Below are 15,261 nucleotides of genomic sequence, written 5' to 3'. Positions count from 1 at the left end.
CGTGACCGACTCCGGCCAGCGCCTGCTGCTCCTCGACACCGCCTCGCTGTACTTCCGCGCGTTCTTCGGCGTGCCCGACTCCATGAGGGCGCCCGACGGCACGCCGGTCAACGCGGTGCGCGGGCTGATGGACTTCATCAGCCGCTTGGTGGGGGAGTACGACCCCACCCACCTGGCCTGCTGCTGGGACGACGACTGGCGCCCGCAGTGGCGCGTGGACCTGATCCCGTCCTACAAGGCGCACCGCGTCGTGCGCGCGGTCCCCGGCCCGCGACCGGACGTCGAGGAGGTGCCGGACCCGCTGGAGGCGCAGATCCCGGTCATCCGGGAGGTCCTCGCGGCCTACGGCATCCCCGTCGTGGGGCACGCCGAGATGGAAGCCGACGACGTGATCGGCACCCTCGCCACCGGCGCCGGGATGCCCGTCGACATCGTCACCGGTGACCGCGACCTCTTCCAGCTGGTCGACGACGAGGCCGCCGTGCGGGTGCTTTACGTCGCGCGCGGCGTGAGCAGGCACGAGCGCGTCGACAACGCCTGGGTCCGCGGCAAGTACGGCGTCGACGCACGTCAGTACGCCGACCTCGCCACGCTGCGCGGCGACGCCTCCGACGGCCTCCCGGGCGTCGCCGGGGTGGGCGACAAGACCGCCGCCACGCTGCTCAACCGCTTCGGCACGATCGAGGCGATCATCGAGGCCTCCCTCGACCCCGACTCCGACATGGGTCCCGGGCCGCGGGGGAAGGTCAAGGCCGCTGCCGACTACCTCGCCGTCGCGCCCCAGGTGGTCGCCGTACGCCGCGACCTCGACCTCGGCACGCCGGACCTGACCCGGCCGCGGACGCCGGTGGACCACGCGGCGGTGGTCGCCCTGGACGAGAAGTGGGACCTCGGTTCATCTGCTGTGCGCCTCGTGGAGGCGCTGTCCGGATCGCACTAGTCTGAGCGCCGTGAGCACTTCCGAGGTCGAGTCCAAGGACCGGCAGATCCTCTCCCTGCTGGCCGCCGACGGCCGCATGTCCTTCACCGACCTCGGCAAGGCGACGGACCTGTCCACGTCGGCGGTGCACCAGCGCGTCAAGCGTCTCGAGCAGCGTGGGCTGATCAAGGGCTACGGCGCCACTGTCGACCACGACCAGCTCGGCCGGCCGCTGACGGCCTTCATCTCGATCACTCCGATCGATCCCTCGCAGCCCGACGACTACCCCGACCGGCTGGTCGGCATCCAGGAGATCGAGTCGTGCTGGTCGGTGGCCGGCGAGGAGTCGTACATCCTCAAGATCCGCGTGGCCACGCCGCTCGCCCTCGAGGAGCTGCTGGCCCGGATCCGCGGCTCGGCCAGCGTGTCGACGCGCACCACGATCGTGCTCTCGACGCCTTACGAGAACCGCCCGATCGACTGAGCCGGATGGCCGACCGACGCACCGACCTGCTCGACACCGCACTGGAGCTGGTCGGCACGCAGGGGATGCGCGGACTCACCCACCGCGCCGTCGACACGGCGGCGGGGGTTCCTCCGGGCTCGACCTCGAACTACTTCCGCACCCGCGAGGCGCTGATCCTGGGCATCGTCGAGCGCTTCATCGCCCGCGAGCGCGCGATGGCGACGAGCCCGCAGGACGACATCGAGCCGAGCGCGGCCGGCGTCGCCGAGGCGCTGGGCCGCTTCGTGGACCGGGCCCTCGGACCCGACCGGGCGGTGACCCTGGCCCGCTACGCGATCCTGGTCGAGACCGCGCAGCACCCGGCCCTCCGCGAGGGGATGGCCGTGGGGGCCGACCAGGTCGACACGTGGGCCCTCGACCTGGTCACCCGCGCGGGGTCGCTGGACCCTGCACGCGACCTCGGGGTGCTGGCCAACTACGTCACCGGGCTCGTGCTGCACGAGCTCGCCCTGCCGTCGTTCGACCTCGACGCCCGCGCCCGGATCCGCACGGTCATCGACGCCCTCGGCTGGGAGCATTGACCCGGTGTCACTACAGGCGTAGTTTGCGTTCATGGGTGACGACCGGGACCGGCTCCTCGACGCGGGGCTGGCTGTCGTCGTCGACCATGGGGTGCGGGGCCTGACGCACGAGGCGGTCGATGCGGCCGCGGGCCTTGCCCCAGGGTCCGCCGAGGCGGCATTCCCGACACCGAAGGTGCTGCTGGAGGGGGTCACGCAGCGCTGCATCGAGCGCGAGCTCTCGATGGCCGCTCTCGTCACGGGTGAGGTCGAGGCGTCGGCCGACGGGTTGGCCGCCCTGCTGGGGCAGTTCGCGCACCGCGCGCTCGGGGAGGACCGGATCGTGACGCTGGCGAGGTACGCGCTCCAGAGCGAGGCCGCCCAGAACCCCGACCTGCGGGTCCACTACGCGGTCGGTGCCGACGAGGTCGACACGTGGGCGGTCGACCTCGTGCGCCGCGCCGGGTCGAGCCACCCCGAGCGCGACATGGGGATCCTGGCCAACTACATGACCGGCCTGGTGTTCCACGAGCTCGCGCTGCCGACCCCCGGGTTCGACGCCCCGGCGCGTGCCCGGGCGGTCATCGACACCCTCGGCTGGAGCAGCCCATGACCGACCTCGCCTCGCTCACGCGCGTCCAGCGCGAGGGTCTCGTCGACACGCTCACGTCGCTGTCGCCCGAGCAGTGGCTCGCGCCGTCCCTGTGCCGCGAGTGGCGCGTCGTCGACGTCGCAGCCCACCTCGCCTGGGCGCCGGTCCTGGGCGTCGCCGCCGGCGCGGCCGCGGTGGTGCGCCACGGCTTCTCGATGAACCGGATGATCGCCCGCTCCGCCATCGGCTGGTCCGCCCGCGGGCGCGACGCGATCCTCGACCAGCTGCGCGACAACGCTCGCACCGGCGCCACCCCCATCGGCATGCCGCCGGCGGCGGGCCTCGCCGACGCGGTGGTGCACGGCCTCGACGTGCGTCGACCGCTCGGGCTGCCGGGGGAGGTCCCCGTCGAGGCGCTCGCGCCGCTCGCCGACTTCACGCTCGGCACGCCGTGGCCGATGAACGTCGTGGTCGGCGGCAGCGCGCGACGCCGCGTCGCCGGCGTACGCCTGGTGGCGACGGACACCGACTGGACCCACGGGACCGGCCCGGAGGTGCGCGCCGGCGCGGAGGACCTCCTCCTGCTGCTCTACGGCCGCACACCCCGGCCCGAGGACCTCGACGGTGTGGGTGTCGAGGTCCTCAGCCCGCGCCTCTGGTGAACTCGCTCCCGGCGGAGAGGCGCGGGCTCAGTAGGCCTGGAGGGCGGCGGTGCGGCGGGAGGCCTCGGCCATCTCGGCGGCCTTGAGGGAGGCCTCGTCGAGGCGACCGTGCTGCTCCCACCACTGCTGGCCGGCGTCGGGGAGCGTGTGGATCGGGTCGTAGTACTCGTAGTAGCGCGAGAGGGCCTCGGCGTCGTCGGACTCGATCGAGGTGCGGTAGTTCTTCGTCCAGTACGAGATGCCGTGCTCGGTGTCGTAGTCGGCGTTCTGGTGGACCCAGCGCTTGCCGACGAACGGCACGTCGCACACGATGCGCGGCGTCGCGAAGCCCGGCAGGTAGCCCATGATGTGGTGCTGGAGGCGCTGCGCGTCGGCGAGCGAGACCCGCCAGTGCTCCGAGAACGGGATCATGTCGCACATGTAGAAGTAGTAGGGCATGATCTGCGCGCCGTCGAGGAGGCGGAAGCACAGGTCGAGCAGTGCGTGCGGGTCGGCGTTCACGCCGTTGAGCAGCACGCCCTGGTTGCGTACGTCGCGCAGGCCGGCGTCGAGCATCGCGCGCGAGGCCTCGCGCACGATCGGCGTGACGGAGTTCGCGTGGTTGGCGTGGGTGTGCATCGCCAGCGAGACGCCACGCGACCGAGCGACCGCCGCGACGCGGGCGACGCCCTCGACGACGTCGGGCTGCAGCCAGTGCTGCGGGAGGCCGATCAGAGCCTTGGTGGCCAGGCGGATGTCGCGGATGTTCTCGACCTCGAGCACCGACATGAGGAACGCCTCGAGGCGCGGCCACGGCATGTTGGCCACGTCGCCGCCGGAGACGACCACGTCGCGCACCGACGGGGTGCGCTGGAGGTAGGCGATCATGTCGCCGATCCGGTCGTTGGGCTTGCCGGCGAACTTGAGCTTGTCGATGACCGGGGTCGAGTTGCCGACGAGGTCCATGCGGGTGCAGTGCCCGCAGTACTGCGGGCACGTCGGCAGCAGCTCGGCGAGCACCTTGGTGGGGTAGCGGTGGGTGAGGCCCTCGGTGGCCCACATGTCGTGCTCGTGCAGCGAGTCGCGGGTCGCGTGCGGGTGCGACGGCCAGTCCGTCCGGCGGTCGCTGAAGACCGGGATCATGTAGTGGCGCACCGGGTCGGCGTAGAACGCCTCGGTCAGCGAGCCTGGACCGCCGGGCGTCTCGGCCGGGACCATCGTGTTCATCATCTGCGGCGGCACGAGCATTGACATCGTGGCCCGCTCGGCCTGGTCGCGCTCGAGGTCAGCGTAGAACCGCTCGTCGAGCAGGTCGCCCATCAGCTCGCGCAGCTGCTTGACGTTCTTGATGCAGTGGGCGCGCTGCCACTGCACGGAGGCCCAGTCCTCGGCGCTCACGCCGGCCCAGCCGGGGAAGCGCGTCCAGTCGGGCTCGACGAGCTCGACCCGCTGGTAGGGGTAGGGCTGTCCGGTTTCGAGTCCGATGGCGGTCTCGATGCTCATGAGATCTCCTAGAAGCTGACCGTGGTGCTGGCCGATGGGCGCGCCGGTTGTGTGGGCGCCGCCACATCTGGAAGAGTACGCGGAGAACGTGCGGCGAGTCCAATGCCACGCCGCAAGATTTACGGCAACAGAGCGAGAACCTAGAAGGATGACCTGCATGACACCCGCCTCGGACATCCAGACGGACCGTCGCACCGGTGACCCGACCGGCCTGCACCGCGTGCTCGACGAAGGCGTGGTGCTGCCGCAGGCCGCCCAGCGCCTCGACACCCGCGCGGAGCTGTGGCCCGACGAGGTCCGGGTGCGCGTCGAGCGCCTCAACCTCGACGCCGCGTCGTTCCGCCAGCTCGAGCGCAAGCACGCCCACGACGGCGACGCGGTCCGCGCCGAGGTGCTCGACATCGTCGCCACCCGCGGCAAGATGCAGAACCCCGAGACCGGCTCGGGCGGCATGCTCGTCGGCACCGTCGAGGAGGTTGGCCCCGAGTCACCGCTGGGCCTGTCGGTCGGCGACCGGGTCGCCACGCTCGTCAGCCTCACGCTCACCCCACTCGTCATCGAGGACGCCCTGGCGAGCTGGGACGGCCGCAGCGAGCAGGTGCCGTGCGACGGCTACGCCGTGCTCTTCGGCCGCTCGATCGCCGCGGTCATCCCCGACGACCTCGACCCGGCGCTGTCGCTCAGCGTGATGGACGTGTGCGGCGCGCCCGCCCTCACCGCCCGCGTGGTGGGGGAGTACGTCGACCGCGGCACCACGCCGACCGTCGCCGTCATCGGCGGTGCCGGCAAGTCCGGCTCGCTCAGCCTGGCCGCCGCGCGAGCGGCCGGCGCGGCGCGGACCATCGGCGTCGTGCCCCACCAGGCCGAGCACGACCTGCTGACCGGCGCCGGCCTGGCCGACGCCGTCGCGATCGCCGACGCCCGCGACCCGGTCGCGCTGCGCGACGCGGTCACCGCCGCTGGTGGACCCGCCGACGTCACCGTCGTGTGCGTCGACGTGCCGGGCTGCGAGGGCGGGGCGATCCTGGCCACGGCCGAGGGCGGCACCGTCATCTTCTTCTCGATGGCCACCAGCTTCAGCGCGGCCGCGCTCGGCGCGGAGGGCCTGGCCGCCGACGTGCGGATGCTCGTCGGCAACGGCTACGTCCCCGGCCACGCGGCGTACGCCATGGAGTTGCTGCGCGCCGACGTCGGCGTGCGCGCACTGTTCGAGCGGAGGCTCTGATGGCGGCCGCGACGAGCCAGCTGGGCCTGGACCGCGCCGACGTACGCCGCGCGCGCACGCTCGCGCGCCAGGTCGGCAAGCCGATCGTCGACCTGGCCCAGCGCCACACCACCGTGAGCGTGGAGCGTGCGACGCTGCGGCTGGCGGGTCTCGGGGGAGCGGACCCCGACGGCACGCCGTGGGTCAACCGGCTCGCCGACGCCGTCCGCGCCGACGTCGGACTCGAGCACGGCGTCAGCCTTCCCGTGTGGGACGCCCTCATGCGGGGCGAGGGCGACGACCTGCTGACGCTGGCGCAGAAGGCCGCCGCCGGGTCGGTGACCTTCCGCATCCCCGAGGGCAAGGACGCCACCCGCGCCGCCACCGCGTCCCGCAGGGCCGTCGCCGCCGGCATCAAGCAGGTCGACCGCCAGCGCGTCGCGCGCGAGAAGATGGTCGCAAAGGTCGGCGACGCGCCCAGCAAGCCGTGGATCTACCTCATCGTCGCCACCGGCGACATCCACGAGGACATCCCGCAGGCCCAGGCCGCCGCCCGCGAGGGCGCCGACGTCATCGCGGTCATCCGCTCCACGGGCCAGTCGCTGCTCGACTTCGTGCCCGAAGGCGCGACGCGCGAGGGCTTCGCCGGCACGTACGCCACCCAGGAGAACTTCCGCCTGATGCGCGCCGCCCTCGACGAGACGTCGAAGGAGCTCGGCCGCTACGTCCGGCTCACCAACTACGCCTCGGGCCTCTGCATGCCGGAGATCGCGACGCTCGCCGGCCTCGAGCGGCTCGACATGATGCTCAACGACTCGATGTACGGCATCCTCTTCCGCGACATCAACCCGATCCGCACCTTCGTGGACCAGCGCTTCAGCCGCCAGATCCACGCGCGCGCCGGCATCATCATCAACACCGGCGAGGACAACTACCTCACCACCGCCGACGCGATCGAGGCCGCGCACACGGTCACCACGAGCCAGCTGCTCAACGAGTACTTCGCCAAGGAGGCCGGCCTCGAGGACTGGCAGCTCGGCCTCGGGCACGCGTTCGAGATCGACCCCGAGGTGCCGGACTCCTTCCGCCTCGAGCTCGCCCACGCGATGCTCGCCCGCGAGCTGTTCCCCGACGCGCCGCTGAAGTGGATGCCGCCCACCCGCCACATGACCGGCGACATCTTCAAGGGCTACCTCCTCGACGGCTTCTTCAACCTCGTCGGCGCCCTCACCGGGCAGGGCATCCTGCTCGTGGGGATGATGACCGAGGCCGTGGTGACGCCGTGGATCTCCGACCGCGACCTGGCGCTGCAGAACGTCCGCTACGTCATGAACGCCGCGGGCAAGCTGCACGAGGACTTCCGCCCCGCGCCGGACGGCTTCATCGCCTCGCGCGCCCGCGAGGTGCTCGGCGAGTCGATCGGCCTGCTCGAGGAGATCAAGGCGGACCGCAGCGTCCCCGGCGAGCCGCCCCTGCTGTCCGCGATCGCCGACGGCACCTTCGGCCTGATGAAGCGCCCGGCCGACAAGGGCAAGGGCCTCGACGGCGTCGCGAAGAAGGCCGCGGCCTACTACAACCCGGCGACCGAGATCCTGGAATCTCCGTTGGTCGAGGAGCGAGCGCAGCGAGCGTCTCGAGACCGAGGAGCGAAGCGATGACACTCATCCGCCCGTACGGCGACACCACCGGCGACGGCATGGTGCAGCTGTCGTTCACCCTCCCGATCGAGCACTCCAAGGTCGCCGAGGGCGCTGCCGTGCAGCTCGCCAACAAGATGGGCATGGACCCCGCCCTGGTCGTCCACGCCAAGCCGATGGGGGAGGGCTTCACCTTCTTCGTCGTCTACGGCCGGGTGAACCACCTCGTCGACCCGAGCACCGTCGAGGTCGTCGAGCGCGACTACCCGCTGCTGACGCCCAAGGAGGCCAACGCGGCGATCAAGCGGTCGCTGCGTCGCCGCCTGGTCGTCGTCGGCGGCTGCATCGGCACCGACGCCCACACGGTCGGCATCGACGCGATCCTCAACATCAAGGGGTTCGCGGGGGAGAAGGGCCTGGAGTACTACCGCGAGCTCAAGGTCGTGAACCTCGGCGCCCAGGTGTCGGTGCCGCAGCTGGTCGAGGCCGCCAGGGAGGAGAAGGCCGACGCCGTGCTGGTGTCGCAGGTCGTCACCCAGCGCGACGCGCACCTGCTCAACACCCGCGAGATGTCGGCCGCCTTCCGCGAGGCCTACCCGGCGGCCACGCGGCCGCTCCTCGTCGTCGGCGGCCCCCGCTTCGACGAGACCATGGCCGACGAGCTCGGCGTCGACCGCGTCTTCAGCAGGGGTACGACACCGGGCGAGGTGGCCTCGTTCATCGTGCACCGGCTCACCGGGACCCGCCCGACCAGCAAGGAGAAGGCCTCATGAGCGACAGCCGTGTCGGCACCGTGGTCACCCACCGCCGCTACGTCCCCTACTCGCACGCCCACTACGCCGGCAACCTGGTCGACGGTGCCTACAGCCTGGGCCTCTTCGGTGACGTGGCCACCGAGATGTGCATCGTGCTCGACGGCGACGAGGGCCTCTTCGCCTCCTACTCCGACGTCCAGTTCACGGCACCGGTGCGCGCCGGCGACGTCCTCGAGGTCACCGCGACGCTGGTCAAGGAGGGCACCCGCAGCCGGGTGATGGACTTCGCCGTCCACGTCGTCGGCCGCGGTGCGCCGACGTCTGACGCGCCCGGCGCGGCTGAGGTGCTGGACCCGCCCATCGTGGCGACCACGGCCACCGGGACGGTCGTCGTACCTCCCAGGTAGGGCACGCCCACGACGCCTCTCGGCGTGTCCTCGGCGACACGCCGGGACGATGCCAATTTTGTCCGACGACTTTTTCGCGGCCGGCAGCACGTTGACCTGCATGAACGCGCGTCCATGCAGGTCAGGGGCGTGTTGACAGCACCTCCGTCGGGAGGGAGGGTTCCCGGGTCCGCCTGTGCAGCCCGTGGGTGGTGCTTTCGGCAGTGGGGAGTCTGAACGTGTGGGACGTGGAGCCAGCGATGTCCACCGTTCACCGACCCGTCGACGGCGCTCCGCGGTGGCTGGATGCGGGAGGGACCTCGGGGCGCTAGACAACTTCGTGCGGCCGTCAGCCAGACGGTCGTGTGTCGGTCCGAAGCCCCCTCGTCCCTCCCGCACCGCTGCAGGCGCTCCATGTCATGAGCAGCAGTCGGCTACGGTCTCCCCGTGCCGCTGCGCTGCCTCCTCGCCCTGGTCGGCGGACTCGTCCTGGCAGCCGGCTTCGAGCCCATCGGCTTCGCCTGGCTGATGCCACCGGCGATCGCCGCCCTGATCCTCTCCGTGCACGGGCTGCGTCCGGGCCGCGCCTGGATCCCGAGCCTGCTCTTCGGGTTCACCTTCATCTACGCGGTCATGGTCTGGATGCGCTCGGTCGGCACGGACGCCTGGATCGCGATGTGCGCCATGGAGACGGCGTTCTTCGTGCCCCTGGGCATCGGGTTGTCCTGGAGCATGCGACACCGCCTGTGGCCGCTGTGGACGGCCCTGTGGTGGGTCGGCATCGAGACGTGGCGCAGTGGCTGGCCCTTCAGCGGGATGCCGTTCGGCCGGCTCGCCTACGCGACCGCGGGCACCCCGTGGGGCGACGCGCTGCCGTGGATCGGGATGACCGGCGTCAGCCTGCTCGTCGCCCTCAGCGGTACGACGCTCGCGTGGCTGCTCCTCGAGCGTCCGCGGCCCTCCCGCCGGGTCGTCGCCGGTGTCGGGGGCCTGGCCGTCGTGTCGCTGGCGCCCGCTGTGTTGGCGTACCCCATCAGCCAGGACGGCACGGCCACGGTCGCCGCGGTGCAGGGTGACGTGCCCGGCACCGGGCTCAACGTCCCCGCCGTCCACCGGGAGGTGACCGCCAACCACGTGCGTCTCACCGAGGAGCTGGCAGCGTCCGTCGACGCGGGGGAGGCGCCGCGCCCCGACTTCGTCGTGTGGCCGGAGAACTCCACGGCCGTCGACCCCTTCCTCGATCCAAGCGTGCACGCCGGGATCGTCGCCGCGTCCGATGCGATCGACGTCCCGATCATCGTCGGCGGGACCAACTCCAACCCGCTCGACGACACCGAGGTGCTCAACCAGGGGATCGTCTACCAGCCCGGGGTCGGCGGGGCCGACCGCTACACCAAGCTCCACCCCGTGCCCTACGGGGAGTACATCCCCTTCCGCGACGTCCGCTGGATGCCCTCGACCTACGGCCGCCTCACCGAGGTGCCGCGCGACATGGTCCGGGGCACGAGCCTCGAGCCGATCACGGTCGCCGGCCTGCGGCTCGCCGACGCGATCTGCTTCGACGTGGCCTACGACGACGGCATCGGCGGCCAGGTGGCGCGCGGCGCCGAGCTGGTCACCGTGCAGACCAGCAACGCGATGTTCAGCCGCACCGGCCAGCTGGCCCAGCAGTTCGAGATCAGCCGGTTGCGCGCGCTGGAGACCGGACGCTGGGTGGTGGTCGCCGCGATCAACGGCGTCTCCGGGGTCGTGCGCCCCGACGGGACGGTCGTGGCGTCGGTGCCGGCGCGGGGCCAGGAGGTGCTGGTCGAGGAGGTCGGGCTGAGCACCACGCTGACGCCGGCGGTCCGTGCGGGCGTGTGGCCGGCACGGTTCACGCTGGTGTTCCTCGTCTGTCACACGGCTCTGGTGTTCGTGGCCTATCGTCGTCGGCGACGTGGCGACCGCCCGTCGCAGGAGCAGGTGGAGCGAGGTAGCACCGCGTGAGTGTCGAAGGCCTCGGCCGTGTCGTGATGGTCATCCCGACCTACAACGAGTCCGAGAACATCGAATGGATCGTCGGCCGGCTCCGGGCCGCGCAGCCAGGCGTCGACGTGATGGTCGTCGACGACAACAGCCCCGACGGGACCGGTGCGATCGCCGACCGGCTCGCGGCAACCGATGACGCCGTCAGCGTGGTGCACCGCACGGAGAAGGCCGGCCTCGGCGCGGCCTATCTCCACGGCTTCGACGTGGCGCTGCAGGCCGGCTACGACGTCATCGGCGAGATGGACGCCGACGGGTCCCACCAGCCCGAGCAGCTGCACCGCCTGCTCGACGCGCTGCGCACCGCCGACCTGGTGATCGGCTCGCGCTACGTCCCCGGCGGTTCGGTGGTCAACTGGCCGGTCCAGCGTCTGGCCCTCTCCCGTGGCGGCAACCTCTACGTCCGGCTGCTGCTCGGCATCAAGGTCAAGGACGCGACCGCCGGCTACCGGCTGTTCCGCCGCACCACGCTGGAGAAGATCGACCTTGGCACCGTGAGGTCTACTGGATACGTGTTCCAGACCGACCTCGCCTACCGCACGGTCACGCAGGGCCTGCGGCTCACGGAGGTGCCCATCGAGTTCATCGAGCGCGAGCGCGGTGACTCCAAGATGAGCGGCCAGGTCGCCCGCGAGTCGCTGCAGCTGATCACCCGGTGGGGACTCGCCGAGCGGCGCGCACAGCTGCGCCGTCGACGGGGCACGCCGTGACCCACCCCGCCGCGCCGCGTCGCACCCGCCGCCGGGGATGGGTGCGTCCCGTCCTCGCGGCCGCGTTCGTCGTCATCCCGCTCGCCGAGATCTGGGCGATCCTCCAGGTCGGCCAGCTCGTCGGGCCGTGGTGGACCATCGTGCTGCTGGTGCTCGACAGCATGGTCGGGGCCTGGCTGATCAAGCGTGAGGGCGGCCGCGCCTGGCGGGCGCTGCGCGAGGCGCTCCAGGGTGGCCGGATGCCGGCCCGCGAGATCGCCGACGGCGCGCTCATCCTGATCGGCGGCACGCTGATGCTCAGCCCCGGCTTCCTGCTCGACGCGGTGGGGATCCTGCTGATCCTGCCGTTCACGCGCCCGGTCGCCCGGCGGCTGCTCACCACGGTCGTCGAGCGCCGCCTCGTCGTCGTACCTGCTGCCGGTCAGTTCGGGCCCGGGTTCGGCGGTCAGGGCTTCGGTACCGGCTTCGGGCCCGGAAATGGACGACGCCCCGGACCGGAGGGCGATGGGCCCGTGGTCCAGGGCGACGTGGTCGAGTAGCTCGACCGGTGCGAGGAGGGGTCAGCTGACCCGCTTCTTCTTGTTCGCGCGGTGCAGGTGCGCGGGGCCGATCTCGCCGCCGCGGAGCAGCTCGAGGCGCTCCTTGAGGATGTCCTCGAGCTCCTTCTCCGAGCGACGCTCCAGGAGCATGTCCCAGTGCGTGCGGGCCGGCTTCTCGACCTTCTCCTCCGGCTGGATACCGGCCGTGCTCAGTGCCTCCGCCCCACAGCGCGGGCACTCCCACACGGCAGGGATGTCGGCCTCGACCGACATGGTGACCTCGAAGTCATGCCCCTGCTTGCATCGATATCCGACCTGCTGACGAGCGGCGAACTCGATGCCGCGCTCGTCCTCAAAGCTCTGGCCGCCGAGCCTCGCGCCACGCAGTGTGCGCTCCGCCACAGTGCCCACCTCCAATGGGTTTGCTGACACCCGTTCGTGTTTGTGTACCGGGTCAAGGGTGAGACGGACCAGAACCGGGTTCGTGACGCCGCTCGTGACGACGCGGTCCATCCCCTGTGATCCTTCAACGGTAGCGGGAGCGCCCACATTCCGCGGATTCGTTGGTCGAGACCGCACGCTCAGGCGAGACGAACTTCACCCCCAGGGGTGCAGCTCGCCGAGGTCACGCCCGGATCCGGGCGGAGATCGGGCTCAGATGACGGCCGGCACGTCGTTGCCCGCGTCGCGGATCCCGCGGGCGGTGTCGACCCGCAGGAGCAGCAGGCCACCGATCAGGAAGAACGCGATGAGCGCGAAGATGGCCGGCCGGTAGGAGTCGGTGAGCTGGAAGACCACGCCGAAGACGAGCGTCCCGAACCACGACGTGCCGCGGTCCATCGCGTGGTAGAAGCTGAAGTACTCGGCTTCCTTGCCCTTCGGGATCAGCAGCGAGAAGTAGGACCGGGCGAGCGCCTGCGTGCCACCCAGCACGATGCCGATGGCCGCGCCGAGGAGCAGGAACGGCACCAGCGACTCCTCGGGGAGGAACAGCGCCGCGGTCACGATCAGCATCCAGATCACCAGGCCACCGAGGATGGTGTGCTTGGCGCCGTAGCGGTTGGCGAGGCGGCCGAAGACCAGCGCACCGCCGAAGGCGACGAACTGGACCAGCAGGATCGTCGCGATCAGGACCGACTGGCCGAAGCCGAGCTCCTCCGAGCCGTACGTCGACGAGGACGCGATGACGGTCTGGATGCCGTCGTTGAAGAACAGGTAGGCGAGCAGGAAGGTCAGCGCCATCGGGTAGTTCTTCATCTCCCGCAGGGTCACGCCGAGCTGCCCGAAGCTGCGGGCGACGACGTTGCCCTCGACCTGCTCGACGTCGGCGGGCGGGTGGTCGCTGAGCCGCAGGTAGGGGATGAAGGTGAACGCGGCCCACCACACGCAGGCCGACAGCATGCTGATCCGGGTGGCCTCACCCTCGGTGAGGCCGAAGGGGAGCATCGTGAACAGGGCGAGGTTGACGACCAGCAGCAGGCCACCGCCGAGGTAGCCCCACGCCCAGCCGCGGGAGGACACGCGGTCGCGGTCGGCCTCGTCGGAGATGATGGGCAGGATCGAGTCGTTGACCACCATCGAGGCGGCCAGGCACAGGTTGGCGCCGATGATCGCGACGGCGCCGATCTGCCAGTTGCCGTCACGGCAGAACCACAGCAGCGAGCCGAAGGCGGCGCCGGTCCACGCGAAGCCGGCCAGCCACGTGCGCTTCTTCGGGGTGCGGTCCATGAAGGCCCCGAGCGGCGGCAGCAGGATCGCCGAGAGGACGGTGGCGAAGGTGACGAGGTACGACGGCAGCGAGCCCGGCGCCACCGCGATGCCGAGCAGCGAGACACGGTCGTCGACCGCGGCGTCCTCGGCGACGCTGATGATGTAGGGCGCGAACATCACGGTGCCGACGGTGGTGACGAAGGCGCTGTTGGCCCAGTCGTACCAGTACCAGGCCTTCTGCTCCTTCGCCTGCGCGAGCGGCCTCAGGTTGGCGATCCCGCCGTCGACCTCGGTCATGCGTCACCCTCCACGTCAGCCCTCGTCCGGGCCGTTCCACTGTCCGCGTGCGCGGAGCACGTCCCTGAGTATGTCCGTGCGATCGGTCATGATGCCGTCGACACCACGGTCGAGGAGGGTGTTCATCTCGATTGGGTCGTCGATGGTCCAGACGTGCACCTGCAGGCCCGCCGCGTGCGCCCGGCGCACGAAGCCGGCGGTGGTCACCGGGATCCGGCCCTGGCGGTGCGGCACCTGGAGCGCCACGGGCCGGCCGCGGGTCAGCAGCCGGGCCAGCCGGCCGCTGGGGGAGAGGACGAAGGCGACCACCTCGAGCGGCCCCGCCGATGTCGCCACGCGCCCGCCCGTACGCCGCCGGAACGCGCGCATCCGCCGCCCGGAGAACGAGCCGACCAGCACGCGGTCCCACGCCTCGCGCTCCTCGATGAAGGTGGCCAGGGCCTCCACGGCGCCGTCGGACTTGAGGTCGATGTTGAAGCGGGCCGCGGGGAAGGCGTCGAAGAGCGCGGCGAGGGTCGGCACGCGCTCGGCGCCGCCGATGAGCGCCTCCTGCACCTCGGCCCAGGTGCTCTCCGCGACGCTGCCGGTGCGGTCGGTCACCCGGTCCAGCACGGTGTCGTGGAAGGCCAGCAGGACCCCGTCGCTGGTCACGTGGACGTCGGTCTCGAGGTAGGTGTAGCCGAGGTCGACCGCGTGCGCGAAGGCGACCAGGGTGTTCTCCAGGCCCTCGATGTCGGGGTGGTAGGCACCGCCCCGGTGGGCGAAGGCGAGAGGGAGCGGCTGGTCGAGATAACCCGTCGTGGACGGCGCCGGTGAGTTCACGCGAGAAGTATGGGGGCGCGGAGTACCTTCAGGGGATGGAGAGCATGACGTGTCCCCGATGCGGCGCCGAGATGGACGAGCGGAACCTCGGTGAGGCCACCGTGGCCCAGTGCCCCGACGGGCACGGGGTGTTCCTCTCCCGCGCCGACCTCGGCCTGCTGATCGAGGCCGAGAACGACTGGCACCGCAACGCCGGCCAGCACACCGCCCCCATGCCGCGCATCACCGCCGACATGACCGCCCCGCCCGCCATGGGCAAGGTCTCCCGGGCCTGGGTGGAGACGCTGTTCAACTAGCTCGCTCCGCTCGCTGGTGCTCGGCGCCCTTGAAGACGTCGTCTTCCCTCGTCGCTCCCGAGCTGCCTCGCTGCGCTCGTCGCACTCGCTCGCTCCTCAGTCCAGACGACGTCGGGCGCCGAGCGCGTGCGTTGGGGAGCCTGGGGCGATCCGAGCTGCCTCGCGCACCCGTTCGGGGATCGAGTTGAGGCCAGTTCAA

General features: G+C 71.3%; 17 protein-coding genes. 13 read left to right on the top strand and 4 right to left on the bottom strand.

The window, feature by feature from the left end; all coding sequences use genetic code 11:
* Window position 1 precedes the first annotated feature (1 nt).
* From ACE3QY_RS05690 to ACE3QY_RS05670, 5 genes are read left to right on the top strand one after another with little or no spacing between them, the layout of a single operon-like run.
* A complete protein-coding gene (locus tag ACE3QY_RS05690; RefSeq protein ID WP_374455039.1) occupies window positions 2-940 on the top strand; it encodes a 5'-3' exonuclease H3TH domain-containing protein in 939 nt (312 codons plus the stop codon).
* Window positions 941-950: 10 nt separating this feature from the next.
* Window positions 951-1,403 (top strand): Lrp/AsnC family transcriptional regulator, encoded by a 453-nt coding sequence (locus ACE3QY_RS05685; RefSeq protein ID WP_374455038.1) that lies wholly within the window; start codon window positions 951-953, stop codon window positions 1,401-1,403.
* Between the two features lie 5 nt (window positions 1,404-1,408).
* Window positions 1,409-1,966, top strand: a complete 558-nt coding sequence (locus ACE3QY_RS05680; RefSeq protein WP_374455037.1) for a TetR/AcrR family transcriptional regulator — start codon at window positions 1,409-1,411, stop codon at window positions 1,964-1,966.
* Window positions 1,967-1,997: 31 nt separating this feature from the next.
* A complete protein-coding gene (locus tag ACE3QY_RS05675) occupies window positions 1,998-2,558 on the top strand; it encodes a TetR/AcrR family transcriptional regulator (RefSeq protein WP_374455036.1) in 561 nt (186 codons plus the stop codon).
* Window positions 2,555-3,199, top strand: a complete 645-nt coding sequence (locus ACE3QY_RS05670) for a maleylpyruvate isomerase family mycothiol-dependent enzyme (protein WP_374455035.1) — start codon at window positions 2,555-2,557, stop codon at window positions 3,197-3,199. The genes ACE3QY_RS05675 and ACE3QY_RS05670 overlap by 4 nt, the downstream gene beginning before the upstream one ends.
* A 27-nt stretch (window positions 3,200-3,226) precedes the next feature.
* Here ACE3QY_RS05670 and ACE3QY_RS05665 read toward each other — a convergent pair whose 3' ends face one another.
* On the bottom strand, window positions 3,227-4,681 hold the full coding sequence (locus ACE3QY_RS05665; RefSeq protein ID WP_374455034.1) for a KamA family radical SAM protein: 1,455 nt from the start codon (window positions 4,679-4,681) through the stop codon (window positions 3,227-3,229).
* A 157-nt stretch (window positions 4,682-4,838) separates the two neighbouring features.
* Between ACE3QY_RS05665 and ACE3QY_RS05660 the strand changes: the two genes are divergently transcribed.
* The 7 genes from ACE3QY_RS05660 to ACE3QY_RS05630 all read left to right on the top strand — a co-directional run bounded on the left by ACE3QY_RS05660 (window position 4,839) and on the right by ACE3QY_RS05630 (window position 11,937).
* Window positions 4,839-5,906: an L-erythro-3,5-diaminohexanoate dehydrogenase gene (locus ACE3QY_RS05660; protein ID WP_374455033.1), complete on the top strand. Its 1,068-nt coding sequence runs from the start codon at window positions 4,839-4,841 to the stop codon at window positions 5,904-5,906.
* On the top strand, window positions 5,906-7,543 hold the full coding sequence (locus tag ACE3QY_RS05655) for a lysine 5,6-aminomutase subunit alpha (protein WP_374455032.1): 1,638 nt from the start codon (window positions 5,906-5,908) through the stop codon (window positions 7,541-7,543). The genes ACE3QY_RS05660 and ACE3QY_RS05655 overlap by 1 nt, the downstream gene beginning before the upstream one ends.
* Window positions 7,540-8,295, top strand: a complete 756-nt coding sequence (locus ACE3QY_RS05650; RefSeq protein WP_374455031.1) for an OAM dimerization domain-containing protein — start codon at window positions 7,540-7,542, stop codon at window positions 8,293-8,295. The genes ACE3QY_RS05655 and ACE3QY_RS05650 overlap by 4 nt, the downstream gene beginning before the upstream one ends.
* Window positions 8,292-8,684 carry a hotdog domain-containing protein gene (locus tag ACE3QY_RS05645; RefSeq protein ID WP_374455030.1) on the top strand — a complete coding sequence of 131 codons (393 nt, stop codon included), beginning with the start codon at window positions 8,292-8,294 and terminating at the stop codon, window positions 8,682-8,684. The genes ACE3QY_RS05650 and ACE3QY_RS05645 overlap by 4 nt, the downstream gene beginning before the upstream one ends.
* A 426-nt stretch (window positions 8,685-9,110) precedes the next feature.
* The gene (gene lnt, locus ACE3QY_RS05640) at window positions 9,111-10,649 is read left to right on the top strand and encodes an apolipoprotein N-acyltransferase (RefSeq protein WP_374455029.1); all 1,539 of its coding nucleotides are present in this window, start codon (window positions 9,111-9,113) and stop codon (window positions 10,647-10,649) included.
* A 26-nt stretch (window positions 10,650-10,675) separates the two neighbouring features.
* The gene (locus ACE3QY_RS05635) at window positions 10,676-11,398 is read left to right on the top strand and encodes a polyprenol monophosphomannose synthase (RefSeq protein WP_374455546.1); all 723 of its coding nucleotides are present in this window, start codon (window positions 10,676-10,678) and stop codon (window positions 11,396-11,398) included.
* The gene (locus ACE3QY_RS05630) at window positions 11,395-11,937 is read left to right on the top strand and encodes an FxsA family protein (protein WP_374455028.1); all 543 of its coding nucleotides are present in this window, start codon (window positions 11,395-11,397) and stop codon (window positions 11,935-11,937) included. Before ACE3QY_RS05635 ends, ACE3QY_RS05630 begins: the two co-directional genes overlap by 4 nt.
* Window positions 11,938-11,958: 21 nt before the next feature.
* Here ACE3QY_RS05630 and ACE3QY_RS05625 read toward each other — a convergent pair whose 3' ends face one another.
* The 3 genes from ACE3QY_RS05625 to ACE3QY_RS05615 all read right to left on the bottom strand — a co-directional run bounded on the left by ACE3QY_RS05625 (window position 11,959) and on the right by ACE3QY_RS05615 (window position 14,766).
* Window positions 11,959-12,339 carry an RNA polymerase-binding protein RbpA gene (locus tag ACE3QY_RS05625; protein ID WP_311290063.1) on the bottom strand — a complete coding sequence of 127 codons (381 nt, stop codon included), beginning with the start codon at window positions 12,337-12,339 and terminating at the stop codon, window positions 11,959-11,961.
* 252 nt (window positions 12,340-12,591) lie between these two features.
* Window positions 12,592-13,944, bottom strand: a complete 1,353-nt coding sequence (locus ACE3QY_RS05620) for an MFS transporter (RefSeq protein ID WP_374455027.1) — start codon at window positions 13,942-13,944, stop codon at window positions 12,592-12,594.
* 15 nt (window positions 13,945-13,959) lie between these two features.
* Entirely contained in the window at window positions 13,960-14,766 is an 807-nt protein-coding gene (locus tag ACE3QY_RS05615) for a glycerophosphodiester phosphodiesterase (RefSeq protein ID WP_374455026.1), read from the bottom strand.
* A gap of 44 nt (window positions 14,767-14,810) precedes the next feature.
* On the opposite strand from ACE3QY_RS05615, the gene ACE3QY_RS05610 reads away from it, so the two are divergent.
* The gene (locus ACE3QY_RS05610; RefSeq protein WP_374455025.1) at window positions 14,811-15,062 is read left to right on the top strand and encodes a zf-TFIIB domain-containing protein; all 252 of its coding nucleotides are present in this window, start codon (window positions 14,811-14,813) and stop codon (window positions 15,060-15,062) included.
* Window positions 15,063-15,261: the final 199 nt, after the last annotated feature.

Source organism: Nocardioides sp., from assembly GCF_041913365.1.
Classification (GTDB): Bacteria; Actinomycetota; Actinomycetes; order Propionibacteriales; family Nocardioidaceae; genus Nocardioides.
The sequence above is the reverse complement of the archived record's forward strand: the minus strand, read 5'-3'. Positions and strand labels throughout refer to the sequence as shown.